General features: G+C 52.9%; 21 protein-coding genes. 8 read left to right on the top strand and 13 right to left on the bottom strand.

What is annotated here, in order from left to right; all coding sequences use genetic code 11:
- The first annotated feature begins 1,372 nt into the window (after positions 1 to 1,372).
- Complete coding sequence (locus tag DRI82_RS18740) at positions 1,373 to 1,861, top strand: YjjA family protein (RefSeq protein WP_114195435.1); 489 nt, start codon at positions 1,373 to 1,375, stop codon at positions 1,859 to 1,861.
- Positions 1,862 to 1,908: 47 nt separating this feature from the next.
- Here DRI82_RS18740 and nth read toward each other — a convergent pair whose 3' ends face one another.
- The 10 genes from nth to DRI82_RS18690 all read right to left on the bottom strand — a co-directional run bounded on the left by nth (position 1,909) and on the right by DRI82_RS18690 (position 12,285).
- Positions 1,909 to 2,541, bottom strand: a complete 633-nt coding sequence (nth, locus tag DRI82_RS18735; RefSeq protein WP_114195434.1) for an endonuclease III — start codon at positions 2,539 to 2,541, stop codon at positions 1,909 to 1,911.
- Entirely contained in the window at positions 2,538 to 3,239 is a 702-nt protein-coding gene (locus tag DRI82_RS18730) for an electron transport complex subunit E (protein WP_114195433.1), read from the bottom strand. The genes nth and DRI82_RS18730 overlap by 4 nt, the downstream gene beginning before the upstream one ends.
- Positions 3,232 to 3,864, bottom strand: coding sequence for an electron transport complex subunit RsxG (gene rsxG / locus DRI82_RS18725; protein WP_114195432.1), 633 nt, complete (start codon positions 3,862 to 3,864; stop codon positions 3,232 to 3,234). The genes DRI82_RS18730 and rsxG overlap by 8 nt, the downstream gene beginning before the upstream one ends.
- Positions 3,865 to 3,873: 9 nt before the next feature.
- Positions 3,874 to 4,926, bottom strand: coding sequence for an electron transport complex subunit RsxD (rsxD, locus tag DRI82_RS18720; protein WP_114195431.1), 1,053 nt, complete (start codon positions 4,924 to 4,926; stop codon positions 3,874 to 3,876).
- The gene (gene rsxC, locus DRI82_RS18715) at positions 4,927 to 7,008 is read right to left on the bottom strand and encodes an electron transport complex subunit RsxC (protein WP_114195430.1); all 2,082 of its coding nucleotides are present in this window, start codon (positions 7,006 to 7,008) and stop codon (positions 4,927 to 4,929) included.
- Positions 7,001 to 7,576 carry an electron transport complex subunit RsxB gene (gene rsxB / locus DRI82_RS18710; protein WP_114195429.1) on the bottom strand — a complete coding sequence of 192 codons (576 nt, stop codon included), beginning with the start codon at positions 7,574 to 7,576 and terminating at the stop codon, positions 7,001 to 7,003. Before rsxB ends, rsxC begins: the two co-directional genes overlap by 8 nt.
- The gene (gene rsxA / locus DRI82_RS18705) at positions 7,576 to 8,157 is read right to left on the bottom strand and encodes an electron transport complex subunit RsxA (RefSeq protein WP_114195428.1); all 582 of its coding nucleotides are present in this window, start codon (positions 8,155 to 8,157) and stop codon (positions 7,576 to 7,578) included. Before rsxA ends, rsxB begins: the two co-directional genes overlap by 1 nt.
- Positions 8,158 to 8,320: 163 nt before the next feature.
- Positions 8,321 to 8,761 (bottom strand): DUF2569 domain-containing protein, encoded by a 441-nt coding sequence (locus DRI82_RS18700; RefSeq protein ID WP_114195427.1) that lies wholly within the window; start codon positions 8,759 to 8,761, stop codon positions 8,321 to 8,323.
- Positions 8,762 to 8,998: 237 nt separating this feature from the next.
- The gene (gene araA / locus DRI82_RS18695) at positions 8,999 to 10,504 is read right to left on the bottom strand and encodes an L-arabinose isomerase (RefSeq protein ID WP_114195426.1); all 1,506 of its coding nucleotides are present in this window, start codon (positions 10,502 to 10,504) and stop codon (positions 8,999 to 9,001) included.
- Between the two features lie 68 nt (positions 10,505 to 10,572).
- Positions 10,573 to 12,285 carry a ribulokinase gene (locus DRI82_RS18690; protein WP_114195425.1) on the bottom strand — a complete coding sequence of 571 codons (1,713 nt, stop codon included), beginning with the start codon at positions 12,283 to 12,285 and terminating at the stop codon, positions 10,573 to 10,575.
- A gap of 375 nt (positions 12,286 to 12,660) precedes the next feature.
- Here DRI82_RS18690 and DRI82_RS18685 point away from each other — a divergent pair, with 375 nt between their 5' ends.
- The 6 genes from DRI82_RS18685 (at position 12,661) to DRI82_RS18660 (ending at position 19,552) form a co-directional block, all read left to right on the top strand.
- Entirely contained in the window at positions 12,661 to 13,644 is a 984-nt protein-coding gene (locus DRI82_RS18685; RefSeq protein ID WP_114195424.1) for an arabinose ABC transporter substrate-binding protein, read from the top strand.
- An 86-nt stretch (positions 13,645 to 13,730) separates the two neighbouring features.
- The gene (araG, locus tag DRI82_RS18680) at positions 13,731 to 15,254 is read left to right on the top strand and encodes an L-arabinose ABC transporter ATP-binding protein AraG (RefSeq protein ID WP_114195423.1); all 1,524 of its coding nucleotides are present in this window, start codon (positions 13,731 to 13,733) and stop codon (positions 15,252 to 15,254) included.
- Positions 15,255 to 15,269: 15 nt separating this feature from the next.
- The gene (gene araH / locus DRI82_RS18675; protein WP_114195422.1) at positions 15,270 to 16,274 is read left to right on the top strand and encodes an L-arabinose ABC transporter permease AraH; all 1,005 of its coding nucleotides are present in this window, start codon (positions 15,270 to 15,272) and stop codon (positions 16,272 to 16,274) included.
- 147 nt (positions 16,275 to 16,421) lie between these two features.
- Entirely contained in the window at positions 16,422 to 17,354 is a 933-nt protein-coding gene (gene araC, locus DRI82_RS18670; protein ID WP_114195421.1) for an arabinose operon transcriptional regulator AraC, read from the top strand.
- A 93-nt stretch (positions 17,355 to 17,447) separates the two neighbouring features.
- Positions 17,448 to 18,488, top strand: coding sequence for an oxidoreductase (locus tag DRI82_RS18665; protein WP_114195420.1), 1,041 nt, complete (start codon positions 17,448 to 17,450; stop codon positions 18,486 to 18,488).
- 56 nt (positions 18,489 to 18,544) lie between these two features.
- The gene (locus DRI82_RS18660; RefSeq protein ID WP_114195419.1) at positions 18,545 to 19,552 is read left to right on the top strand and encodes a bile acid:sodium symporter family protein; all 1,008 of its coding nucleotides are present in this window, start codon (positions 18,545 to 18,547) and stop codon (positions 19,550 to 19,552) included.
- A 101-nt stretch (positions 19,553 to 19,653) separates the two neighbouring features.
- Here DRI82_RS18660 and add read toward each other — a convergent pair whose 3' ends face one another.
- The 3 genes from add to malX form a co-directional block, all read right to left on the bottom strand.
- Positions 19,654 to 20,652 (bottom strand): adenosine deaminase, encoded by a 999-nt coding sequence (gene add, locus DRI82_RS18655; RefSeq protein WP_114195418.1) that lies wholly within the window; start codon positions 20,650 to 20,652, stop codon positions 19,654 to 19,656.
- Positions 20,653 to 20,807: 155 nt separating this feature from the next.
- Positions 20,808 to 22,010, bottom strand: coding sequence for a MalY/PatB family protein (locus DRI82_RS18650; RefSeq protein ID WP_114195417.1), 1,203 nt, complete (start codon positions 22,008 to 22,010; stop codon positions 20,808 to 20,810).
- Positions 22,011 to 22,096: 86 nt separating this feature from the next.
- Complete coding sequence (malX, locus tag DRI82_RS18645; RefSeq protein ID WP_114195416.1) at positions 22,097 to 23,704, bottom strand: maltose/glucose-specific PTS transporter subunit IIBC; 1,608 nt, start codon at positions 23,702 to 23,704, stop codon at positions 22,097 to 22,099.
- 225 nt (positions 23,705 to 23,929) lie between these two features.
- Here malX and malI point away from each other — a divergent pair, with 225 nt between their 5' ends.
- Positions 23,930 to 24,961: a Mal regulon transcriptional regulator MalI gene (malI, locus tag DRI82_RS18640; RefSeq protein ID WP_114195415.1), complete on the top strand. Its 1,032-nt coding sequence runs from the start codon at positions 23,930 to 23,932 to the stop codon at positions 24,959 to 24,961.
- Positions 24,962 to 25,266: the final 305 nt, after the last annotated feature.

Genomic DNA, 25,266 nt, shown 5'->3' with positions numbered 1-25,266 from the left:
CCGCGGCATTTCTCGCCGGCTGCGCCGGTGCCTTCGCTCATCTCTCCGGCGGACGGGTCGGCTTTAGCCCACATCCATGTGGGCGGACGCCTCTCACCGCCATCCTGGCGGTTCGCCCCTGCCTGCGTCCTTCGCTCAGCGAGTCATGACGCTCTGGGAAGGTCAACGTCAAAGGCTACTGATAAAAAAATAATGATTAACTGATAAAATCGTGATGTTTTAATTTTAGTTTTATTTATGTATTTCTTTTGTCTTTGTCTTTGTCTTTGACCTCCCCCGAGCATCATGAATTGCTGAGGGCGGAATGTAGGCAGGGATGAGCCGCCAGGACGGCGGCGAAAGGCGTCCGGCTACAGGGACTGTAGCCTAAAGCCGACCCGTCCGCCGGAATGACAACCGAGGGGACCCGCAACGCGGGCAATTAATGCTGCGGAAAGCGCGGGTGCAGGGGACACGCTTTTGTCCCCTGCTTGATTGCCGATCTTCACATTGAAAGAAAAAAAACCCAAGCCAAAGCAATCAACCAACAAAGCTATCTTTTGACCTTCACAGACATTGAAATACAAAGTTCATCTTGAAGTTGACCTTCCCCCCGAGCATCATAAATTGCTGAGGGCGGAATGGAGGCAGGGATGAGCCGTCAGGACGGCGGCGAAAGGCGTCCGGCTACAGGGACTGTAGCCTAAAGCCGACCCGTCCGCCGGAATGACAACCGAGGGCACCCGCAACGCGGGCAATTTATGCTGCGGAAAGCGCGGGTGCAGGGGACACGCTTTTGTCCCCTGCTTGATTGCCGATCTTCACATTGAAAGAAAAAAAACCCAAGCCAAAGCAATCAACCAACAAAGCTATCTTTTGACCTTCACAGACATTGAAATACAAAGTTCATCTTGAAGTTGACCTTCCCCCCGAGCATCATAAATTGCTGAGGGCGGAATGGAGGCAGGGATGAGCCGTCAGGACGGCGGCGAAAGGCGTCCGGCTACAGGGACTGTAGCCTAAAGCCGACCCGTCCGCCGCAATGACAACCGAGGGGACCCGCAACGCGGGCAATTAATGCTGCGGAAAGCGCGGGTGCAGGGGACACGCTTTTGTCCCCTGCTTGATTGCCGATCTTCACATTGAAAGAAAAAAAAACCAAGCCAAAGCAATCAACCAACAAAGCTATCTTTTGACCTCCACGTACATCAATCTAATATCAACCAAAACCTGCTCCGAACTCGTTTTTAAAAAGGATGCAAGGGTGCGCTTACACCTCTTGAATGCCAAGTTTAATGCTTAAAAGTCAGATTACACCTCATTGCTTAAGGCATGGTTAGGCGGCAAGCTGCCCCAGTCTTTTAGGTCTAATGAGTTAAAAAAGGAGTGAATTATGCAGGTAACCCAACGCGTCATGCTGGCTTTGGCGGTCAGTAGCGCCCTGATGGCAAGTGCGGCACATGCCGATCTACTGGGCTCATTGAAAAGCGCGGCGACTGAGCAGTTGAACCAGTCATCATCGGGTAGCGGCAGTAATTCATTGGCGTCTCTGGGGGCTTTGCTGAATGGCAGTGACACCACGCTTAAAGCGAAAAGCGCCACCAATGCGGCGGGGATTTTACAGTACTGCGTGAAAAATAATGTTCTGTCCGCAGGCAATGCGGATGCAGTCAAAGATAAGCTATTGACCAAATTGGGCATTACCAGCCCGAGCGGGGCGGAAAGTCAGGATTATCAGGATGGATTGGGTGGTATTTTGCATACCGGACAGGGTAAAAATCTTGATTTGAACAATCTCGGTACGGCAACCGATCAACTCAAAGAGAAGATTACGACCAAAGCCTGCGACGTGGTTCTGAAACAGTCAACATCACTGCTGTAAAATAGTGGCTGACGAAGCCAACTCGTCAGCCGCATACACCTTCGTGCTTAATCAGTTTTGCTGTCGTATTCACACAAGTCTTCAATGATGCATGAGCCGCAACGTGGTTTGCGGGCGATACAGGTGTAACGTCCATGCAGAATCAGCCAGTGATGACAATCCAGTTTGAATTCGGCGGGCACCACTTTCAACAATTTGTCTTCCACCTGATCCACCGTTTTTCCCGGCGCAAAATGGGTGCGGTTGCATACGCGGAAAATATGGGTGTCAACCGCAATCGTCGGCCAGCCGAATGCCGTATTCAATACGACGTTGGCGGTTTTGCGACCCACACCGGGCAGGGCTTCGAGCGCCGCACGATCTTCCGGAACTTCACCACCGTGCTTTTCCAGCAAAATGCGGCAGGTTTTGATCACATTCTCGGCTTTGGTGTTGAACAGCCCGATGGTCTTGATGTGCTGTTTTAGGCCATCAACACCGAGCTCCAGCAGGGATTCTGGCGTATTGGCGATGGGATAGAGTTTTGCTGTCGCTTTATTGACGCTCACATCAGTGGCCTGCGCCGACAGCAGAACGGAAATCAACAGCTCAAAAGGCATGGTGTAAACCAGTTCCGTTGTAGGATGAGGGTTATTATCGCGCAGCCGGGTAAGAATGCTGACGCGTTTCTCTTTATTCATAACGCCTTCTCTGCTCCATGCTGAGTAACGTCAAGAGATGCAGCGGTTGCCAGCACTTGACGGGCTTTCATCTTTTGATCAATCAGGTATTTACCGGCGAGCATCAATCCCAGGCCAATAAATGCGCCCGGTGGCAGCATCGCCAGAAGGAACGGGTTGTCGAGATGGACGACCTGAATACGCAGCACTTTCGCCCAACTGCCCAAGAGCATGTCCGCACCATTAAACAGTGTACCATTCCCCAAAATTTCGCGCAGGCAACCCAGAACAAACAGTGCGCAGGTGCCGCCGAGACCGATCGCCAAGCCATCCAGCGCGGCATAAGGTACTGGCGCTTTGGCAGCGTAGGCTTCTGGGCGGCCAATGACGATGCAGTTGGTCACAATCAGCGGGATGAATATCCCCAATGATTGATACAGGCCATACGCATAAGCATTTATCAGCATTTCCACGCAGCTTACGACCGATGCAATGATCATCACGTAAATAGGAATGCGGATCTCATGGGGGATCCAGCGGCGCATCAGGGAAATGGACGAATTGGTACACACGAGAACCAATGTGGTTGCCAGTCCCAGACCCAACGCATTGGTGGCGGTTGATGACACGGCCAGCAGCGGACAGAGCCCCAATAGCTGTACCAGCGATGAATTGTTTTTCCACAACCCTTCAACGATGACGCGTTTGGCTTCACTCATTACTCTCTCCACAGGCAGGTAAAGTGTCGATTTGTGATGGTAATGTTTCGAGATACAAACCGGTACGCTTCACCGCGTTCACTACTGCGCGCGGGGTGATGGTTGCACCGGTAAACTGATCGAACATTCCGCCATCTTTTTTTACCGCCCAGCGGCGATCGTCCGGGCCATTAATGGTTTGTCTGGCAAAAAGTTTTATCCAGTCTGAGATACGCAGTTCAATTTTGTCGCCCAACCCTGGTGTTTCATGGTGTTCGATCACGCGCGTACCCAATACGTTACCGTGGAAGTCCGCAGCAACCAACAGCTGGATCGACCCGGAATAGCCGTCCGGTGCGGTGGTTTCAACGGCTGCCGCGACAGGTACGCCGTCTTTCCGGGCCAGGTAAAGAAAGTGGGGAAGTCCATTGCCCAATGCCGAATCAGTGACAACGTAACATTCTTTCTGTAGATTGTTATTGTACAATTCTGGCGGCAATACCTGATCAAACAGCGCTTTCTGTTGCAGCGCGGCCTGGTGTTCGATGGTCGGTTTGGTCAGTGCATGCACCAACGCGGTCAAACCGGTGGTCAATGCCGCAAACAGCGCCAACGTGGTGCCGTGGCGTCGCATGGTACTTAGCATAACAATTCCTCAGCGATGCCCGTAGACTCTGGGTTGGGTATAGTGATCGATCAGCGGAACGGTAATATTCGCCAGCAAAACCGCGAAAGCAACACCATCAGGATAGCCGCCGTGGGCACGAATCAGCCATACCAGTAAACCAATCAGGGCACCAAAAATAAGGCGGCCTTTTGGCGTGGTTGATGCCGTGACGGGATCGGTGGTAATGAAGAACGCACCGAGCATGGTTGCGCCGGAGAACAGGTGAATCATGGGCGACGCATTGGTTGCTGGTGCCACTAACCAGGCCAGACCCGAGCAAAAGGCCAGCGTTACCAGAAAGCTGACCGGGATGTGCCAATGGATATTTTTGCGCCACAACAGGAATAAACCGCCCGCGAGAAAACCCAGATTAATCCACTGCCAGCCCAATCCCGCCAGTACGCCGGAAAACAGCGGTTGTGCCATCAACTGTTCAGCGCTGTGGCCTGAACGCAGACCGGTTTTGAAACCGTCCAGCGGTGTCGCCTGACTGACGCCGTCCACATTCAGTTGCAATTGATAGGCCGACAATCCTTCACTGGTGTGGCCGCTGAAAATACTCAGAAAGGTATCAACCAGAGAAAGAGGCTCAGCCTGAAGGGCATCAGGCGGTAACCAGGTGGTCATCTGAACCGGGAAAGAGATCAGCAGGACGACATAACCGATCATCGCGGGGTTGAAAGGGTTCTGTCCCAGTCCACCGTACAACTGCTTGGCGATGATAATGGCGAAAACGGTACCAATGACAATCAACCACCACGGTGCAAGTGGCGGCAGGCTGACGCCAAGCAATAACGCCGTCAGCAACGCGGAATTATCACCTAACCGGGTTAAAACGGGTTGCTTGCGTAGTGACAACGTCACGCCTTCGGCAATCACTGCGGTAACCATCGCCAGTGCCACCTGAATCAGGGTGCCATAACCAAAGAACCAAACTTGCGCCAACAGGCCGGGGATACAGGCGAGCATGACAAACAGCATAATGCTGCGGGTACTCTGTCGGTTGTGAGTAAAAGGGGAACTTGCAATTCTGAATGCCATTTAATCCTCGTCCGACATTGCTGCCTGAGCGGCCTTGCGCGCTTTTGCACGGGCAATAGCGGCGGCTACTGCCGCTTTACGCGGGTCGCTTTCTTGTGATGATAAGTATTCTGCACCTGCCGCAATGGCCGTTTCTTGCGGCTGATCGTTGGCGGAGTCTGGTTGTGTCAGGGATTGCGGTGTCAGTGATTGCGCCGCTTTACGCGCTTTTACTCTGGCAATTGCCGCGGCAACAGCGGCCTGACGCTCATCGACAGCAATGTCAGGCTCCACGGCATCGTTGGCGGCCTGCGCGATATCTTTCGGGGGCGCGGCATCTGCGTTGGTTGTCGCTTTCCTGGCTTTTGCCCGTGCGATGGCTGCGGCGAGCGCGGCTTTACGCGGATCTTCTTGGTGCGCAGACGTTTCAGCGTCGGCCTGAGCTTCTGAGACGCTCTCATTCTCTGTCGGTTGCGCCGCACGTCGATCGCGCGCTTGCGCCTTACGGGCTTCGCGTTCTGCAATCACGGCGCTGTTATCTGGCTGCTGGCCGTTGATCACTTCAATGGCTTCATCGGCTTTCCTGGTGCGAACGCGAGCCAGTGCGGCCTGAACTTGTCCATGCTGACTATCGGTGAGTTTAACCGCAGCCTGTTTGTGACGTTCTTCGCGGGCAACTTTCTCACGTTCCAATCGCGCCTGTCTGGCTTCAAAACGCGCCTTGGCTTCTGCCGCGCGTTGTCCTTCCAGATCGATCGCTTTGATTTCGGCTTTTTCCTGACGGTAATACTGCACCAGCGGGATGTTGCTGGGGCAGACATACGCGCAGGCACCGCACTCTATGCAATCGAACAGATTATGATTACGTGCTTTCTCATGTTCTTCACCCCGGCTGAACCAGTACAACTGCTGCGGCAACAGGCCGGCAGGACAGGCATCGGCGCATTGACTACAGCGGATACAGGCTTCTTCCGGCTCAGGTTGGCCCATCTCGCTGGCGGAAGGGGCAAGAATGCAGTTGCTGATTTTAACGATCGGCACATTCAGCGATGGCAGGGTAAAGCCCATCAATGGACCGCCCATCACCACCATGTGATCCGCAGACGGCTGGAAACCGGCATAGGCCAGCAAATGCTCCACCGGGGTACCGATCCGCGCCCACAGATTACCAGGCTGCTTCAGTGATTCCCCCGTCAGGGTGACCACTCGCTCAATCAGTGGCTCACCGTGAATAATGGCGCGCGTAATGGCGTAGACCGTTCCGACGTTCTGCATCAGCACACCAATCGAGGACGAGTGTTTACCATGCGGAACTTCCAGACCGGTCAAAATGCGGGTGAGTTGCTTGGCACCGCCAGACGGGTATTTGGTTGGCACCACTTTCAGCTCGAATTTGACGCCCGCTTCACCGTCTTGCTGCAACGCCCGTTTCAGCGCAGCGATAGCCTCGGGTTTGTTATCTTCAATACCAATAATCACCCGCTCAGGATTGAGCAGATGACAAAGAATTCGCGTACCGGTGATGATTTCCGCCGCATGCTCCTGCATCAGGCGGTCGTCCGCCGTAATGTAGGGTTCACACTCTGCGGCATTCAGGATCAGCGTTTTCACGCTCTGCAAGCCGCCTTGCAGTTTGCTTGCGGTTGGGAACCCCGCGCCACCCAAACCAGCAATACCGGCCAGATGAATGCGTTCGTTCAATTCTGCGGGTTCCATCTGGTGGTAATCGGCGACAGGATCGCGCTGGCACCAGCGATCGTCACCGTCTGGCTCAATGTGAACGCACAGCTCTTGCAACCCGGATGGATGCGCGGTGATATGCGGGGCAATCGCCACGATGGTACCCGACGTTGGCGCATGAACTGGCAGGGTGCGGCCACGGCCAATGGTCAGCGGCTGTCCTTTCAATACCCGATCACCGGCTTTGACGCACAGTTCACCTTCCGGCCCCAAATGCTGCTGGAGTGGAATAATGAATTTTTCCGCTAATGGCGCAATCCGCAACGGAACGCGGCTGGACTGTGTCTTCATTTCTGGGGGGTGAATTCCGCCCGCGAAATCCCAGATTTTGTCTTTTTTTAAGGCGGCAAACAGATTAAACATGTTGCTCCGCGTGAATAACCTGAACCGGAATGGCATTCAAATCCCATTTCCAGTTGGACGTAGTGATCTTGACGGGTTGCATCTCAATACAATCAGTCGGACAAGGGGCAACGCACAAATCGCAGCCGGTACAGAGATCGGCGAGCACGGTATGCACGGCGCGGGTGGCACCCACGATGGCATCGACCGGGCAGGCCTGAATACATTTGGTGCAGCCGATACAGTTGCTTTCATCGATATACGCCACTTTACGCACCGGATTTGCTACGGCAGCATCACCATCCAGCGGTTGCGGATCGATATTCAACAGGGCCGCGAGTTTCAGCATCGTCTGCTCGCCACCGGGCGCACATTTGTTGATGTGTTCGCCATTGGCTACGGCTTCGGCGTAGGGGCGACAGCCCGGATAACCACATTGCCCGCATTGGCTTTGCGGCAGCAGTTCATCCACCTGACTCGCGATCGGATCTTCATCAACTTCAAAACGGCGGGCAGCAAAACCCAGCACCAGTCCAAATACCAGTGCGAGGGCGCTCAGCGCCGCAACGGCAATCCATAACGACATCATTAGAATTTCACCAGCCCGGCAAAGCCCATAAAGGCGAGTGACATCAGCCCGGCAGTCACCAATGCAATGGACGAACCGCGGAAGGGTGCCGGAACGTCAGCCACGGCCAAACGTTCGCGAATGGCGGCAAACAGCACCATCACCAGAGAGAAGCCTGCGGCGGCAGAAAATCCATACACCGCGGACTGCATAAAGTTATGTGACTGGTTAATGTTCAGCAAGGCGACACCCAGTACGGCACAGTTGGTCGTGATCAGCGGCAGGAAGATCCCCAGCAGACGATAGAGCGATGGGCTGGTTTTACGCACCACCATTTCGGTGAACTGTACGACAACGGCGATCACCAATATAAAAGACAAGGTACGCAAATAGATCAGATCGAGCGGCAGCAGAATAAAGGCGTTGATCGCCCAGGCACTGATAGACGCCAGCGTCATCACAAAAGTGGTCGCCAGTCCCATGCCGATCGCTGATTCAAGTTTCTTGGACACGCCCATAAACGGGCACAGGCCAAGAAACTTAACCAGTACAAAATTGTTTACCAGAACAGTACCGACAAACAGGAGTAGGTATTCGCTCATTACATTGCCTGAATAAAAGAAAAGCCGCCTATTATCCAAAATTGACGGCCAGACTACAACTGAGTAAAAGCAGGGTTATACCCTTCGTACTTGAAGATGCAGGGGTGTCAGCTCATCGGGATTCGCTCACTTGCTGCCTGCCTGCATCGTCAATTACTTTGGGTTATTGTGTAAAAGTTCCTTTAACCCGCTTTGAACGTTTGAAATAGGGTACCAGTATTGCTGCAGCCAGCAGTGGCATAGCCAGCGCCCGCACGGCCAATTCGTCAGTGACGGGTGAAAAGGCAAAGGCTTTAATCGCCAGCAGCACGGTAACCAGCAGCCACAAAATATATATTTTGGGTAATTTAACGGAACGCTTGCAGAATATCCACAATAGCCAACCGCTGAAAATCCACATAATAATTGCGGTTAACACAGAGAAATACCATTGCATGGTGAACGCCTGCGAATTGGTCACCAGATATTCTCGCGATTCCGGCATAAATACCGCCATGAAATATAACACCAAAAGCAGCGTAGTGCTGAGCAGTGACAGGATCAGGTATGCCAGCGGGACTAATAACCAGCCGTTGATGCGGTGATAGTCGGAGTTCTGTGCCATATAACGCCTTATTCAGTGCGGGTACATCAATTGCGCGATAGCTTAACCTGAACGGCCTTATCAGTCATCCGAATCAACATGTTGTTACGTTTTTGTTACTGGCTGATTGTAACTTGAAGGGAGTGGCAATGCGATATGGCGATCGGGAGTGACCTTCGCCCAACCCGGTAAACAGGCATCCGGGGCTGAAGAGTGCCCCGGATGACAGTAGCGAAAATAGCGAATTCTACAAGGCGCTTATTTCGCGCAAAGTTTGTAATACACCTCGTTCCAGCGGATCTCATTCTTGAACGCTGGCAGGGTGGTATCGTTGTCAATCACCAGCATTTCGATACCGTGCATTTCGGCATACAGGCGCAGATAATCTACGCTCAGCGCCTTGCTGAATACGGTATGGTGCGCGCCGCCACCGAGGATCCAGGCTTCTGCGGCCGTCGCCAGCGTCGGCTGTGCTTTCCAGATTGCCCGTGCCACAGGCAGTTTTGGCAGTGGATGCGGCTGTTCAACCGTATCGACCACATTCACCAGGAGACGGAAACGGTCACCCATGTCAATCACGCTGGCATTGACCGCTGGCCCGGCGGGGGTGGAGAAGATCAGGCGAGCCGGATCGGCCTTGCCACCGATACCGAGATATTGCACGTCCAGCAATGGCTTACGTTCTTTGGCAATGCTCGGGCACACTTCCAGCATGTGCGAGCCAACGACCAGATCGTTCCCTTGCTTAAAGTTGTAGGTGTAGTCTTCCATAAAGGAAGTACCGCCTTCGAGACCGGAAGACATCACCTTCATGATGCGCAGCAACGCGGCCGTTTTCCAGTCACCTTCACCGCCGAAACCATAACCCTGCTGCATCAGGCGCTGTACCGCCAGCCCCGGCAATTGTTTCAGGCCATACAGGTTTTCAAAGTTGGTGGTAAAAGCGCGGAAATTCCCCTGTTCCAGGAAACGCTTCATCCCCAGTTCAATACGGGCGGCATCGATCAGGTTTTCACGTTTGCTGCCGTTGAGTTTCACCACGTCGGTGAATTCATACGTCGCTTCGTATTCTTCAATCAACGCATCGACGTCACCTTTACTGACTTCGTCAACCACGCTGACCAAATCACCAATACCGTAGGCATTGACTGAATAACCAAACCGGATTTGTGCATCCACTTTATCGCCGTCGGTCACCGCCACTTCGCGCATATTGTCACCGAAGCGCGCCACGCGCAGATGCTGGCTCTCCTGACGGGCGGCAGCCACACGCATCCATTGGGCAATGCGCTGATGGGCATCCGGATCCTGCCAGTGACCTGCGACCACGCTATGCTGCTGACGCATACGCGCACCGATGAAACCGAACTCACGGCCACCGTGTGCGGTCTGGTTCAGGTTCATAAAGTCCATATCCATGGTTTCCCAAGGAATTTCAGCGTTGAACTGGGTATGGAACTGCATCAGTGGTTTATTCAGGATGTTCAAACCCGCGATCCACATTTTGGCCGGTGAGAACGTGTGCAGCCAGGTCAGCAGGCCAATACACTGGGTGTTGTAGTTGGCTTCACGGCACAGGGTGGTAATTTCATCCGGAGAGGTCGCAAGGGGTTTCAGCACTAATTTGACCGGTAACTTTGCCTGCTGATTGAGGTCGTTAACCACTTTCTCAGCATTTTCTTTCACTTGTTGTAAGGTTTGCGGTCCATACAGATTCTGGCTACCGATAACAAACCAGACTTCAAGTTGTTTGAATGCGTCCATTTATCGCTCCTGATATACGTTTAGGGTCAGGGCTGACAGAGTCTGCCAGCCCGAAAAGAGAAGGGGGTTCAGACTGCCGCCACGTCGTCTTGCGCCGCCTTTTTGGCGAGCTCTTTTGCGGCATACTGCGGTTCCGCCACGCTGCACCACTGCTGATAACGTTCATACAGACGTTGAAACTGTTCGACCTGTTTTGGATCTGGCATCAGCGTGCGTTCGATTTTGCAAGCCATTTTTTGCTGGGCGGCGGGAACATCCGCAAACTCGCCGGCTGCGACGGCAGCAAAAATCGCGGCACCTAATGCGCAACACTGATCGGAAGCGACAATTTGCAACGGACGATTCATTACATCGGCGCAAACCTGCATGATGACGGGCGATTTACGGGCAATACCGCCGAGGGCGAGAACGTTTTCAACCGGGATATCCTGCTGCTCGAAACACTCCATGATGGCGCGCGCACCGAAGGCGGTAGCGGCAATGAAACCGCCAAACAGGGCAGCGGCATCGGTTCCCAGATTCAGATCGGTGATGACCCCTTTCAGCCGTTGGTTGGCATTGGGTGTGCGGCGGCCGTTAAACCAGTCGAGCACCAGCGGTAAGGTCTCCAGATGCGGGTTTGCGGCCCACGTCGCGGTCAGGGCGGGCAAAAGACCGGCTTCGATCTCTTTCAACTGCGTTTTCAATTCGGGATGGGCAGTGGCGGCCTGATGCAGAGGCCAACTCAACAGTCGGCTGAACCAGGCATACATATCGCCAAAGGCGGATTGCCCCGCTTCCATACCGATCATGTCAGGCACGACGCTGCCTTCCACCTGCCCGCAAATCCCGGCGATCGCCCGATCGCCAACGCGTTCTTTGTCAGCAATCAAGATGTCGCAGGTTGAGGTGCCGATCACTTTGACCAGCGTATAAGGTTGCGCGCCAGCACCCACTGCGCCCATGTGGCAGTCGAACGCACCACCGGAAAGCACCACCGTCGCCGGGATCCCCAGCCGTTCGGCCCATTCAGCCGTAATTGTGCCCACCGGTTTTTCAGCCGTGATGGTGTCATCAAACATCGGGTAATGCAGATCGTTGACCAGCAGCGGGTCGAGTGCCGCGAAGAAATCCCTGGGTGGCAATCCGCCCCAGGACGGGTGCCAGAGCATTTTATGGCCCGCGCTACAGCGGCCACGTTTCAAATCAGCCGGGGCGGTGGTGCCGGACAGCAGGGCGGGCACCCAGTCACAGAGTTCAACCCAGGAAACGGCAGCCTTGCGCACCTCATCATCCTGGCGTGAAACATGGAGAATTTTGGCCCAAAACCATTCCGACGAATAGACACCGCCGATATAGCGGGAATAGTCGGGGAAGGTACCGCTGCGGCAGAGGCGGTTAATCTCTTCCGCTTCTTCAATGGCCGTGTGATCTTTCCAGAGCACGAACATGGCATTCGGATTATTTGAAAACTCGGGTCGAAGCGCCAGTACGCGCCCCTCCTCGTCAATCGGAGCCGGTGTCGAACCAGTGGAGTCGACGCCAATCCCGACAATACGCTGCCGCTGGTTATCCGTCAGGCGTGATACCACGCTGCGGATCGCCTGTTCCATGGCTTCTATATAGTCGAGCGGGTGGTGGCGGAATTGATTCTGTGCAGCATTGCAAAACTGGCCGTCCTGCCAGCGCGGGTAATAGACCACGTCAGTTTCAATCTCGGTACCGAGCTGACAGTCGACCGCCAGCGCACGAACCGAATCGCTGCCAAAATCAAGGCCAAGAGCGATGGCACCTTGCGTCATTCTCAATACTCCTTTGGATCACCTGTTTATTGTTGATAACCATAGGAGTCTCCTGACCCAAGCGTGAGGAGTCATTAGCTGGAAGTATGCACTTTTCTGCTTCCTACAACGTTTCTGTGATGTCAGTCAAAAGTTAATGGTTGGCTAAATTTGCTAAATATATGTACATAATTGCTGTAATCTGTGTATGTGATAGCGCTCTACATTCTACTGATGAATAACCGTTAAAACTTGATCCGTCTTGCCAGCGATGATCTTGGGAAGTGCTCAGGAACAGGCACTGACTCAGGATCATCGCTGGATTTACCCTAATGATAACGTTTTCACGCTTTTGGCACCGACAGCGTGCACCAATAAAAGAGACCGGAGAACATCATGCATAAATTCACTAAGGCGCTTGCAGCAATCGGATTGGCAGCGGTTATGTCACAATCGGCTATGGCGGAGACCATGAAGCTGGGTTTTCTGGTAAAACAGCCAGAAGAACCCTGGTTTCAGACAGAATGGAAATTTGCTGACAAAGCCGGCAAGGACTTAGGGTTTGAAGTGATTAAAATCGCCGTTCCCGACGGTGAAAAAACGCTTAACGCCATAGACAGTCTCGCTGCCAGCGGCGCGAAAGGCTTTGTTATCTGTACCCCGGATCCTAAATTGGGTTCAGCGATTATGGCGAAAGCCCGCGGTTACGACATGAAAGTGATTGCCGTCGACGACCAATTCGTCAATGCGAAAGGCAAACCGATGGACACCGTTCCGCTGGTCATGATGGCCGCCACCAAAATTGGTGAGCGTCAGGGTAATGAACTGTGGAAAGAGATGAACAAACGCGGCTGGAAAGTGGCAGAGACCGGCGTAATGGCGATTACCGCCGACGAACTGGATACCGCGCGTCGCCGCACCTCGGGCTCCATGGACGCCCTGAAAGTGGATGGTTTCCCTGACAAACAAATCTTCAAAATCCCAACCAAATCCAACGATATCCCCGGCGCATTTGACGCCGCCAACTCGCTGTTGGTACAGCACCCTGAAGTGAAGAACTGGCTGATTGTCGGCATGAACGACAACACCGTACTGGGTGGCGTGCGTGCTACCGAAGGCCAGGGCTTTAAAGCGCCGAACGTGATCGGTATTGGTATCAACGGCGTCGACGCCGTCAGTGAACTTTCCAAAGCACAAGCTACCGGATTCTACGGTTCACTGCTGCCAAGCCCGGATATCCATGGTTACAAGAGCATCCAGATGCTGAACGAGTGGGTAACCAAGGGTGTTGAACCAGAAAAATTCACCGAAGTTACCGATGTCGTGCTGATCACCCGCGATAACTTCAAAGTTGAATTGGAGAAGAAAGGGTTGTTGTAAGGGATCTGGCGGGCAGGGAAATCCTGTCCGCTTTTGTTGATGCTCCGTATTGCGACTGACAGGTTAAGAACCATGAGGAAGCCACAATGACTGCTCAAGCACCCTATCTGGAATTCTGCTCCATTGGCAAACAGTTCCCCGGCGTGAAAGCGCTGGACGGGATCAGCTTCTCCTGCCATGCCGGACAGATCCATGCGTTGATGGGGGAAAATGGCGCAGGGAAGTCCACACTGCTCAAGATCCTCAGCGGCAACTACACGCCGACCAGTGGGGAGATCCGTATCAAAGGCCAAACGGTCAATTTTACCAAAACCACGGATGCACTGGATGCGGGCGTGGCGATCATCTATCAGGAACTGCATCTGGTACCTGAAATGACCGTGGCAGAAAATATCTACCTGGGGCAACTGCCGCATAAAGCGGGCATGGTGAACCGCAAACTGTTGCGCTACGAGGCCAGTCTGCAACTCAAACATTTGGGTCTGGATATCGATCCCGATACGCCGCTCAAATATCTGTCTATCGGCCAATGGCAGATGGTGGAAATTGCCAAGGCGTTGGCACGCAATGCAAAAGTCATTGCCTTCGATGAGCCGACCAGTTCGTTGTCTGCCCGTGAAATTGAGCAACTGTTCAGGGTGATCCGTGAATTACGCGCCGAGGGCCGGGTCATTATCTATGTTTCCCATCGCATGGAAGAAATTTTCGCGCTCAGTGACGCCATTACCGTATTCAAGGATGGGTGCTATGTCCGCACCTTTGAGGATATGGCGGAGGTCAATCACGACAAATTGGTGCAGGCGATGGTCGGGCGTCACCTCGGCGACGTGTATGGATATTCTCCGCGCCCCCATGGCGAGGTGCGGTTGCGCGTTGATAACGTCAAAGCCGATGGCGTGAAGTCGACGATCTCCCTCACGGTGCGGCAGGGCGAAATTGTGGGTCTGTTTGGGCTGGTGGGTGCAGGGCGCAGCGAACTGATGAAAGGTCTGTTTGGCGGCACGCGTATCACCTCAGGCACTGTCTCACTCGATGGGAAAGCATTGAACATTCGTTCGCCGATCGAGGCGATCCGTCAGGGCATCATGCTTTGCCCAGAGGATCGAAAGGCCGATGGCATTATTCCGGTTCACTCGGTGCGGGAAAATATCAACATCAGCGCACGACGCAAAAGCATCAAAGCCGGATGTTTGATTAATAACGCCTGGGAAGTGGAGAACGCCGACAAGCGTATTAATTCGCTTAATATCAAAACCCCTTCACCCCAGCAATTGATTATGAATCTGTCCGGTGGCAATCAGCAGAAGGCGATTCTGGGCCGTTGGTTATCCGAAGAGATGAAAGTGATCCTGCTTGATGAGCCAACGCGCGGCATCGATGTGGGTGCCAAACATGAAATTTACCATGTGATCTATGAGTTGGCGAAGCAGGGCATTGCCGTGCTGTTTGCCTCCAGCGATCTGCCGGAAGTGCTGGGTCTGGCTGACCGGATCATCGTAATGCGCGAAGGGGCCGTCTCGGGTGAGTTGAGCCACGACGAAGCCACGGAAGAAAAAGCGCTGACGCTGGCGATGCTGCGTACCCCTGATATTGCCCCTGAGTGTGTTTGAGTTGAGGAGTTAATTATGTCCAGTGTTTCCACGAATTCAGCCAAGCCGGAAAATACGCCGGTGAAGAAAAGCCGCGGTTATGGTTTGTCCCGCATCTGGGACAGCTATGGCATGCTGGTCGTGTTTGCGGTGCTTTTCATCGGCTGCTCAATTTTTGTGCCTAACTTCGCCAGCTTTATCAATATGAAGGGGCTGGGGCTGGCTATTTCGATGTCGGGGATGGTGGCCTGCGGGATGCTCTTCTGTCTGGCATCCGGTGATTTCGATCTGTCTGTGGCTTCGGTCATCGCCTGCGCGGGCGTCACGACTGCGGTGGTCATCAACATGACCGAAAGCATGTGGATGGGCGTGGGTGCCGGGCTGTTGCTCGGCATGTTGTCTGGTCTCGTCAACGGTTTTGTGATTGCCCGGCTGAAAATCAATGCGTTGATCACCACGCTTGCGACGATGCAGATCGTCCGCGGGCTGGCGTACATTATTTCTGACGGTAAAGCGGTCGGTATCGAAGATGAGCGTTTCTTTGCGCTGGGCTACACCAACTGGTTTGGTCTGCCAGCACCGATCTGGATTACCGTCATCTGCCTGATCCTGTTTGGCTTTTTGCTCAACAAAACCACCTTTGGCCGCAATACGCTGGCGATTGGCGGCAATGAGGAGGCTGCGCGTCTGGCAGGGGTTCCGGTGGTTCGCACCAAGATTATCATTTTCATTTTGTCAGGGCTGGTCTCTGCCGCTGCCGGTATTATTCTGGCGTCGCGAATGACCAGCGGCCAGCCAATGACCTCGATTGGTTATGAGCTGATAGTCATCTCTGCCTGCGTACTGGGCGGGGTTTCACTGAAAGGCGGTATCGGTAAAATCTCGTATGTGATTGCCGGTATTCTGATTCTGGGTACGGTTGAGAACGCGATGAACCTGCTGAATATCTCACCGTTCTCGCAATACGTCGTGCGTGGCTTGATCCTCCTGGCGGCGGTTATTTTTGACCGCTACAAACAGGCGGCAAAACGGACTGTTTAAGCTTTCTTTACCCAAAGTACTTCAGGGACGAAGGGGATATATGGACAAAAAGGTCGTCTTGTTCACAGTTCTGCGAGCCGTTCGGGCAGCTTTCTCGCTGCCCGATAGACTAAAAGCTATTAGCTAGCGCGATGATTTGGAGGAATGATGTATCACCGCATGATTCAGGAACCTCAGCCGAACCCACTGCTGCCAGGATATACCTTCAATGCGTATCTGGTTGCCGGACTGACGCCGATTATGGCCGATGGCCCGTTGGATTTTTTTATCGATCGTCCCAACGGCATGAAAGGCTACATTCTTAATCTGACCATCAAAGGTCAGGGCAAAGTCTTTGATGGCGAAAAAACTTTTTACTGTAATCCCGGTGACCTGCTGCTGTTTCCACCCAAAGCATCACATTATTATGGCCGTTCACCCAATAGCGACTGCTGGTATCACCGCTGGGTCTATTTCCGTCCGCGCGCCTATTGGGCTGACTGGCTGGAATGGCACAGCAAAACCCATGAAGTCGGGCGTCTTTCCCTGCCGGATAATCCCTTGTTGCTCGAATTTGATCGCCTCTTTGCCAATATCGAACAGACACAGAAATCGGGACGTCGGTTTTCGGAAGAGTTAGGGATGAATCTGCTGGAGCGGTTACTGTTGCGCGCGATGGAAGAGGATCCGCAGAGTCCACAGAAAATCATGGATCCGCGGGTGATTGAAGCCTGCCAATTTATCACCGGTAATTTGGCGGGTGAATTGCGTATCGATGAGGTTGCGCGTCACGTCTGTCTCTCACCATCAAGGCTGGCGCATCTGTTCCGTGAGCAGGTGGGCATCAATATTTTGCGCTGGCGTGAGGATCAGCGGGTCATTCGCGCCAAACTGCTGTTACAGACGACACAAGAGTCGATTGCAACCATTGGCCGCGTGGTGGGTTATGACGATCAGCTCTATTTCTCACGCGTTTTCCGTAAGCGCGTCGGCGTCAGCCCGAGTGATTTCCGTCGTCGCAGCATTGAAATCAACTATCCGGCGAAACCCTACCGCGAGCGTAACTGGCCGGAAAACGAGGGTGTGGGGTATCAGTTCTAACACCAGAAAGTCGATTAACAATTAATTTACCTCTTGTTCCAACCGGCGACCTGGTGTCAAATCGACGCAGTTTATCCGAAAAGAGGAAACCAAATGGCAGATAATATTCGTGTGGGTCTGGTGGGCTACGGTTACGCCAGCAAAACGTTTCATGCTCCGTTGCTGGTTGGAACATCGGGTCTTGAACTCGCTGCTGTTTCCAGCAGCGATGCAGCAAAAGTTCATGCCGATTGGCCCTCAGTGAACGTAGTTGATAATCCGCAAGCGCTGTTCAACGATCCCTCCATTGATTTAGTTATCATTCCTACCCCCAATGAAACGCACTTCCCCCTGGCGAAACAGGCGCTGGAAGCGGGTAAGCATGTGGTGGTCGACAAGCCTTTCACCGTCACACTCGACGAGGCGCGTGAACTGCAGCAACTGGCTGAACAAAGTGGCTTGCTGCTGTCGGTGTTCCATAACCGCCGCTGGGACAGTGACTTTTTGACGCTGAAAACACTGCTGAAAGAGGGCGCATTAGGGGATATTGTCTATTTCGAATCGCATTTTGATCGCTTTCGTCCTGAAGTGCGTGACCGCTGGCGTGAAGATGGCGCGCCAGGTAGCGGGATTTGGTACGATCTCGGACCGCATTTGATCGATCAGGTCTTACAGCTGTTTGGTTTGCCTGAAACGCTGGATGTGGATTTGGCAAAACTGCGGCCCGGTTCGAAATCGGTGGATTATTTCCATGCGGTGTTGGGTTATGGCAACAAACGTGTCGTGCTGCATAGCACCGTGTATGCCGCTGCGGAAACGGCACGCTATATTGTTCATGGCACCCAGGGCAGTTTTGTGAAATTTGGCGTGGATCCGCAGGAAGACCGCCTTAAGGCCGGGGAACGTTTGCCGCAGACCGATTGGGGCTACGACATGCGTGACGGGATTCTGACGCTACATTATGACGGTGTGATGGCCGAGAAAACCCTGTTGACGATACCCGGTAACTATCCGGCGTATTACGCGGCAGTGCGTGATGCCATCAGTGGACAGGGTGAGAATCCGGTACCGGCCTCTGAGGCGATTGTGGTAATGGAATTGATTGAGTTGGGATTGGCATCTGCCGAACAGAAACGTGCGTTGCCGGTAGTCTAAGCACACTAATAAAAGATCGTATTGATCGGATGGGATAAGTCGCAAGGAAAAGTCAGATGTCATGGTTACAACGTCTTCGCATTGATAAGTTTTTACTGATTCTGGTGTGTGTGGTGATTATTGCCTCGTTGTTTCCATGCGAGGGCAAGACGAAAGTATTCTTTGAATATTTGACGACTGCCGCCATTGCGCTGCTGTTCTTCATGCACGGTGCAAAGTTGTCGCGTCAGGCGATAATCGCGGGGATGGGGCACTGGAAATTGCATGTGGTGGTTTTCCTCAGTACGTTCGCCTTGTTCCCCTTGCTGGGATTGGGAATGAATGTGCTGGTGCCGGGCGTTCTGACCCCCACGGTCTATTTGGGCTTTTTGTATCTTTGCGCACTCCCGGCAACGGTTCAATCGGCCATTGCGTATACGTCCGTGGCAGGCGGGAATGTGGCGGCAGCTATTTGCAGCGCATCGGCCTCCAGTATTCTGGGGGTATTTCTCTCTCCGATCCTGGTCGGCGCGTTAATGCATACGCAAGGGGGTAATACGGATGTGTTACATGCCATCGGCTCTATTATTCTGCAATTGATGGTGCCGTTTATTGTCGGACATCTTTCCCGCCCGCTGATTGCCAAATGGGTGGAACGCCATAAGAAGTTAGTGAGTATCACTGACCGTTCTTCTATTTTGCTGGTGGTTTACGTCGCATTCAGCGAAGCGGTTGTGCAGGGGATCTGGAGTCAGATTGATGGTTGGTCATTTTTGGCGATTATTGTCTGTTCGATCGTTCTCTTAACGATTGTGCTGATTATTAATACCTACGCAGCGCGCTGGTTAGGTTTTAATACGGCGGATGAGATCACGATTGTTTTCTGTGGTTCCAAGAAGAGTCTGGCGAACGGCATTCCAATGGCCAACGTACTGTTTCCTCCCGCCGTCGTCGGCGCCATGGTGCTGCCGCTGATGATATTCCATCAGATTCAGTTAATGGTGTGTGCGGTACTGGCACAGCGTTATTCAAAACGCATCAAGAGGGAAACAGAACAAGCACAAGGGATGACAGAAGCGCAGTAAAAATATCCGGTAACGCGTCCAAGTAAAATGAAATGTGAAATGGCCAGTATTAAGTGTATCGCTACTTATGCTGGCCATTTGTTTAGGCTTCAATTCTGCAATTAACCGCGCACTTTTTCACGCAACGCCTGTTTCTCGTTATCGCTGATAAAAGCCATGGTCAACCCGTTGCGCTGCGCCTGACGGATCTCTTCCTGGGTCAGACCAGCCTGTGGGGCGGCCACACGGTATTCATGCCCGATTTCAATCCCCTGTACCGCAGGATCGTCCGTGTTGATGGACGCCAGAATACCGTGGCGCAAGAATGTCGCCAGTGGGTGTACGTCCAGCGACGCCACCGTGCTGGTTTGAATATTGGATGTCAGGCAGGACTCGATACCAATCTGGTGTATGGCAAGAAAGTCCATCAATTCAGGATCCTGAATGGCATTCACCCCATGACCAATACGTTCTGCGCCCAATTCCCGAATCGCCTGCCAGATACTGTCTGCACCCGCCGCTTCACCGGCATGGATAGTGATGCGCAGTCCGGCATCACGCGCACGATTGAAATGGCTGAGGAATTGACTGCCAGGAAAGCCCAGTTCATCACCGGCCAGATCCAGGGCAGTGATACCGTCACGATGCGCAAGCAGACCTTCAAGCTCCAGCAGGCAGGCTTCCTCACCAAAGGTACGACTAAGAATCCCTATCAGACGCGCTTCAATGCCAAAGTCACGGCATCCGTTGCGAACACCCTCGATAATGGCCTCAACCACACCCGCTATCGGTAATTGGTGTTTCATTGCCATGTAATAAGGGGAGAAGCGCAGTTCGACATAATGTAACCCTGCATTGGCGGCATCCTGAATATTCTCATAGGCAACGCGGCGGCAGGCATCCAGTGAGCCTAAAACGGCCACGCCCCAATCAAGTTTTTGCAGGAAACTGACCAAATCCGCTTCAGTATGAGTGACTTGTACGTGTGGACGTAGCGCTTCCAACTCTTGCGCAGGCAGCGTCATGTTGAACTGGCGTCCGAGATCCAAAATGGTTTGAGCGCGAATATTGCCGTCAAGGTGACGATGGATATCTGTAAGGGGAAGGCTGTTATCAATCATGGGGTGCACTCGTTATTGTTAAAGTAAAGTGCAGAACAGTATAAAAACAAAACGATGAAAACATCCATCTTGTTGCATAAAAAAGCGAGAAATCTCACAATTTAATTATGTGTGTACGCAACGAAAATCATTCCGTTGCGTACAGTTGCGCAAATTCAGCTCTTTTCGCCCGGATTTTGTGTAAGCGGATCAACAATATTACGCAAGCCAGCAATCAATTTCGCGACGCCACTTTCGATTTTACTACGCGGGCAGCCAACGTTGAGCCGCAAAAATCCGCGGCCTTCTTCGCCATAGGTGTAGCCTGGCATGATGGCGACTTTCTGGGTTTCAATCAGTTCTTGTTGTAATTGACGATCGTCAACGCCCAGCGGACGCAAATCAATCCATGCGAGGTAGGTCGCTTGCGGGGGTTGCCAATTCAATTGCGGAAATGCGGCATTCAGGCTGTCAGCAACGTAGAGCAGATTGGCGTGCAGGTATTCCCGCAGCGCATCAAACCAGGGTTCACCCTGACGGTATGCGGCAATATGCGCCACAATGGCCAACACCGCCGGAGAGGAAAGGCCATCCCGCGCTTTCAGGTGTCGGGTGTAGCTCTCACGCGTGACAGGGTCACTAATGAAGCCATAGGCTCCGGTAAGTGCAGGAATATTGAAAGATTTTGACGCCGATGTCAGTAGCGCCCAAGGAGACCGCGCAACCTGGCTCCAGGGAGTGTGCCGTTCACCCCAGGTCATATCCATATGAATTTCATCGCTGATAACCTTCACATCATATTGCGCGCACAGCGTGGCCATTTCAGTCAATTCATCCGCCTGCCATACTTTCCCCGTTGGATTCTGTGGGCTGCACAATAGCAGGACTTTGCATTTTGGCTGCGCCAGTAGCGATTCCAAGTGAACCATATCGCAATACCAGTCATTACCGCGTTTTTGCAGAGGGCAAGCGAGCAACTGCCGCTGATTGCCGTCAATTGTTTTATAAAACGCGTCGTATGCCGGTGTATGGGTAACCACATAATCGCCCGGTTCAGACCATAATCGAATCAGTTCTGCGACCATATAAATGACCGACGGTCCATACACGGCCATCTGGCTGTCGATCTGACACGAAAAACGCTGCACATACCAATGTTCAATAGCGCTGAGAAAATCCTGATGCTGCCAGCGACTGTAACCCAAAACGCCATGCTGAATGCGTTGGCTCAATGCATCAAGAACGCAGGGCGCGGTAGGGAAATCCATGTCGGAAATAGTGAAGGGCAGCAGGTCATCGGAACCAAAACGGTCAGCGATATAATCCCACTGGGTACACCAGGTTCCGTGGCGATCAACGGGCGTAGAGAAATCGAACATAAACCTATTCACTCATGTAAGGTAAGTGGGCAGATTTCTCTGCCCGTAACTCCCGGTTAAGACGCGTTCTGTCGTCTTATTCCTCATCAGGCATTGGCTTGCACCGCAGTGTCAGGGCGCTGGGCAATCAGTGCATCCAATTCGTCTTTCACCGACTGCACCTGTGGGCCGATGACAACTTGTACGTTGTGGGCGTTCAGGTGAACCACACCAATCGCCCGATGCGCTTTGAGGGCTGCATCGTCAACCAGACTCATATCCCGTACGGACAAACGCAAGCGGGTAATGCAGTTGTCGAGAGAAATGATATTCTCTGCGCCGCCGAGGGCAAGCAAAATGCCTGGGGCACTGTAGCCTGATTTACCGTGCTGGGTGCTGATCGGTTGGGTGGTCACGCTGTCTGATTCCCGTCCGGGCGTCTTGATATTGAAACGCATAATCGAGAAACGGAAGATAGCATAGTAAGCGGTAAACCAAATCGCTGCGACCACAGGAACCAGATACCACTTGGTCGCGGTGCCATGCAGAATACCAAATACCACGAAATCGATGATGTTACCGTCGGTATTGCCGATGGTAACGCCAAGTACTGACATAATGGTGAAGCCCAGACCGGTAAGAATGGCGTGGATAAAATAGAGGATGGGGGCGACGAACAGGAACAGGAATTCGATCGGTTCTGTCGTGCCACCAACCACGCAAGCAACCACGCCGGAAATCAATAATCCCTTAATCTTATGGCGATTTTCTGGCTTGGCACAATGGTACATCGCCAGTGCCGCGCCGGGCAGACCACCCAGGAATGCCGGCATTTTACCCTGCGAGAGGAAGCGGGTGGCACTTTCAGAAAAACCGTGGGTGGTTGGGCATGAGAGCTGTGCCTGGAAAATAGTCAGCGCGCCATTGACCTGCTGGCCGCAGACATCCAGGGTGCCACCTGCTTCGGTAAATCGGATCAGCGCCACCAGAATGTGGTGCAAGCCAAACGGCAGCAGCAGACGTTCCCCGGTACCAAATATCATCGGGCCAAAGATACCCGCGCCATTGATGATGCGTCCAAGGCCGTTGATTCCTGCCGCAAACCACGGCCAGATCAGCGGGATGACCAACCCAACGATCCCCAGAACCACCGTGGTGATAATGGGAACAAAGCGGGTGCCGCCGAAGAATGCCAATGCATCCGGCAGGCGAATGGTATTGAAACGCTCATGCAGCAGGTAAACGATAATCCCGACGATAACCGCGCCCAAAATCCCCGTATCGATGGATTGAATGCCCAGGATGTTCTGGATATTGTTGGCTTTCAACACCAGTGGATCAGTCGTCGGCAGGATCCCGTGTGTTGTGAGGTAAAAATTGGTCGCCAGATTCAGTACGGCAAAACCAACAAAACCCGAGAATGCCGCAACGCCTTTATTTTCGCGCGCCATGCCCAGCGGGATGGCAATGGCGAACATCACCGGCAGAAAACTGAAGGCGAAAGAGCCAACTTTGCTCATCCAGGTAAAGGTCAATTGAAAAACGGGATGATCAAGTACCGGCAAAAGGGTGATCACATCCCGACTGCTCAGCGAACTGCCGATGCCCAGCATAATGCCGCAGAAAGAGAGCAAGGCGACAGGTAACATGAAGGTTTTACCCAGGCTTTGAAAAAATTCCCAAAGCGTGATTTTTTGCTTATGGCTGGCGGGCATGACATCTCCTGGCAAAGATATGAAATAGTAATAAGAATTTTAGGTAAAATAAGATAAAACGTTTTACCAAATTAATATGCGCGCAGAATCACACTTCTGACGACACAGATGCGGTAAGGGTTGCGTGTCAGGTAAAACGTTTTACTGTATTTATCTACCGACTGCTAGCCTTTGATAAATGATGCCAAATTTCTCGCATGGGTCCCTAATGAATATGTTGCTGCAATGACACAGAAAAAAATCACCATTACCGATGTCGCTTTGCAGGCTGGCGTTTCCGTCACTACGGTCTCTCTGGTTCTGAGTGGCAAAGGGCGCATTTCCCCGGCAACGGCCGAACGGGTACATCAGACGATTGATGAGTTGGGGTACGTGCCAAATCGTCAGGCGGCGACGCTCCGCGGGGGAAGTTCGGGTGTCATCGGCTTGATCGTCAATGATATTTGCGATCCTTTTTATGCAGAAATGACCGCTGGCTTGAGCGAGGCGTTTGAGGCGCAGGGCAAGATTCTATTTCTAACCCAAAGCGGACGCGATGGAAAAGGGATGCAGCGCTGCTTTGATTCGTTGCTGGCGCAAGGTGTTGAGGGCGTGGTATTGGCTGGTGGAGCAGACTCGCTTCTCGGTCTGAAAGAAAAGGCAGATGAGCAGGGGATTCCGCTGGTGTGTGCCGCACGTTCTATTGGGTTGGAGGGGGTTGATTTGATCAGCCCCGACAATATGCTGGCGGCGAAAATGGCGACGGAATATCTGGTCAAGCGCGGGCACCGCCAAATTGCCTATCTTGGCGGACACAGCAGTTCCCTGACCCGTGCCGAGAGGTTGGGCGGTTTTTGCGCCATCTTGCTGCAGTACGGCTTACCTTTTCGCAGCGACTGGGTGATCGAGTGCGATTATCAGCAACGCGTGGTGGCGGATGCCACGGAGACGTTACTCAGCCATCAACCCAATATCAGCGCCATTATTTGCCATAACGCCTCGGTGGCTATCGGGGCCTATTTTGGCGTTTTGCGCTCGGGCAGGACTATCGGCAGCAAAGGTGTCGATACTTTTCTGGAGCAACAGGTCGCGCTGATTGGTTTTGGGGATGCGCCCGGAGCGGAACTTACGGAGCCTCCGCTGACGCTGATATCAAGTTCGGCGCGGGAAGTGGGTCACAGTGCGGCGGGCAGATTGCTGCAACGCATTGGTGGGGTGAGTTTGCAACAGCAGAACATTATTCTGACACCGCGTTTGATCGAGCGAGGATCAGCATGAGGGGGATTGCCCACGGAGTGGGGGGAGTTAATGTAATATGGCCGTAAGCGCGGCCCTGCACCCGTTTTAAAAACAAATTCGGAGCAGAATATTAGATTGATGTTTGTGAAGGTCAAAAGATAGCTTTGCTGGTTGAATGCTTCAGCTTGGTTTTCTTTCTTCTGCTGTGAAGCAGGCATTCAAGATACCGTCTTGTCACCTTAGTTGGCAAGACGGATTTCTGCATTGAATTTCATTCCTGACTTCAATACTCCATAGGCCAATTGCAAGAGTTTCCTCATTGCCGCGCAAATCCCTATTTTACC

The organism is Edaphovirga cremea, from assembly GCF_003332275.1.
Taxonomy (GTDB): Bacteria; Pseudomonadota; Gammaproteobacteria; order Enterobacterales; family Enterobacteriaceae; genus Edaphovirga; species Edaphovirga cremea.
The sequence above is the reverse complement of the archived record's forward strand: the minus strand, read 5'-3'. Positions and strand labels throughout refer to the sequence as shown.

Bases quoted from the DNA above. Each gene is read 5' to 3' on its own strand.
- malX (WP_114195416.1), bottom strand. From the start codon at position 23,704: ATGCCCGCCAGCCATAAGCAAAAAATCACGCTTTGGGAATTTTTTCAA.
- rsxD (WP_114195431.1), bottom strand. From the start codon at position 4,926: ATGGCATTCAGAATTGCAAGTTCCCCTTTTACTCACAACCGACAGAGT.
- add (WP_114195418.1), bottom strand. From the start codon at position 20,652: ATGATTGATAACAGCCTTCCCCTTACAGATATCCATCGTCACCTTGAC.
- araH (WP_114195422.1), top strand. From the start codon at position 15,270: ATGTCCAGTGTTTCCACGAATTCAGCCAAGCCGGAAAATACGCCGGTG.
- rsxC (WP_114195430.1), bottom strand. From the start codon at position 7,008: ATGTTTAATCTGTTTGCCGCCTTAAAAAAAGACAAAATCTGGGATTTC.
- araC (WP_114195421.1), top strand. From the start codon at position 16,422: ATGTATCACCGCATGATTCAGGAACCTCAGCCGAACCCACTGCTGCCA.
- DRI82_RS18650 (WP_114195417.1), bottom strand. From the start codon at position 22,010: ATGTTCGATTTCTCTACGCCCGTTGATCGCCACGGAACCTGGTGTACC.
- rsxB (WP_114195429.1), bottom strand. From the start codon at position 7,576: ATGATGTCGTTATGGATTGCCGTTGCGGCGCTGAGCGCCCTCGCACTG.
- rsxA (WP_114195428.1), bottom strand. From the start codon at position 8,157: ATGAGCGAATACCTACTCCTGTTTGTCGGTACTGTTCTGGTAAACAAT.
- DRI82_RS18665 (WP_114195420.1), top strand. From the start codon at position 17,448: ATGGCAGATAATATTCGTGTGGGTCTGGTGGGCTACGGTTACGCCAGC.
- nth (WP_114195434.1), bottom strand. From the start codon at position 2,541: ATGAATAAAGAGAAACGCGTCAGCATTCTTACCCGGCTGCGCGATAAT.
- DRI82_RS18685 (WP_114195424.1), top strand. From the start codon at position 12,661: ATGCATAAATTCACTAAGGCGCTTGCAGCAATCGGATTGGCAGCGGTT.
- araG (WP_114195423.1), top strand. From the start codon at position 13,731: ATGACTGCTCAAGCACCCTATCTGGAATTCTGCTCCATTGGCAAACAG.
- DRI82_RS18700 (WP_114195427.1), bottom strand. From the start codon at position 8,761: ATGGCACAGAACTCCGACTATCACCGCATCAACGGCTGGTTATTAGTC.
- araA (WP_114195426.1), bottom strand. From the start codon at position 10,504: ATGGACGCATTCAAACAACTTGAAGTCTGGTTTGTTATCGGTAGCCAG.
- DRI82_RS18660 (WP_114195419.1), top strand. From the start codon at position 18,545: ATGTCATGGTTACAACGTCTTCGCATTGATAAGTTTTTACTGATTCTG.
- DRI82_RS18740 (WP_114195435.1), top strand. From the start codon at position 1,373: ATGCAGGTAACCCAACGCGTCATGCTGGCTTTGGCGGTCAGTAGCGCC.
- rsxG (WP_114195432.1), bottom strand. From the start codon at position 3,864: ATGCTAAGTACCATGCGACGCCACGGCACCACGTTGGCGCTGTTTGCG.
- DRI82_RS18690 (WP_114195425.1), bottom strand. From the start codon at position 12,285: ATGACGCAAGGTGCCATCGCTCTTGGCCTTGATTTTGGCAGCGATTCG.
- malI (WP_114195415.1), top strand. From the start codon at position 23,930: ATGACACAGAAAAAAATCACCATTACCGATGTCGCTTTGCAGGCTGGC.
- DRI82_RS18730 (WP_114195433.1), bottom strand. From the start codon at position 3,239: ATGAGTGAAGCCAAACGCGTCATCGTTGAAGGGTTGTGGAAAAACAAT.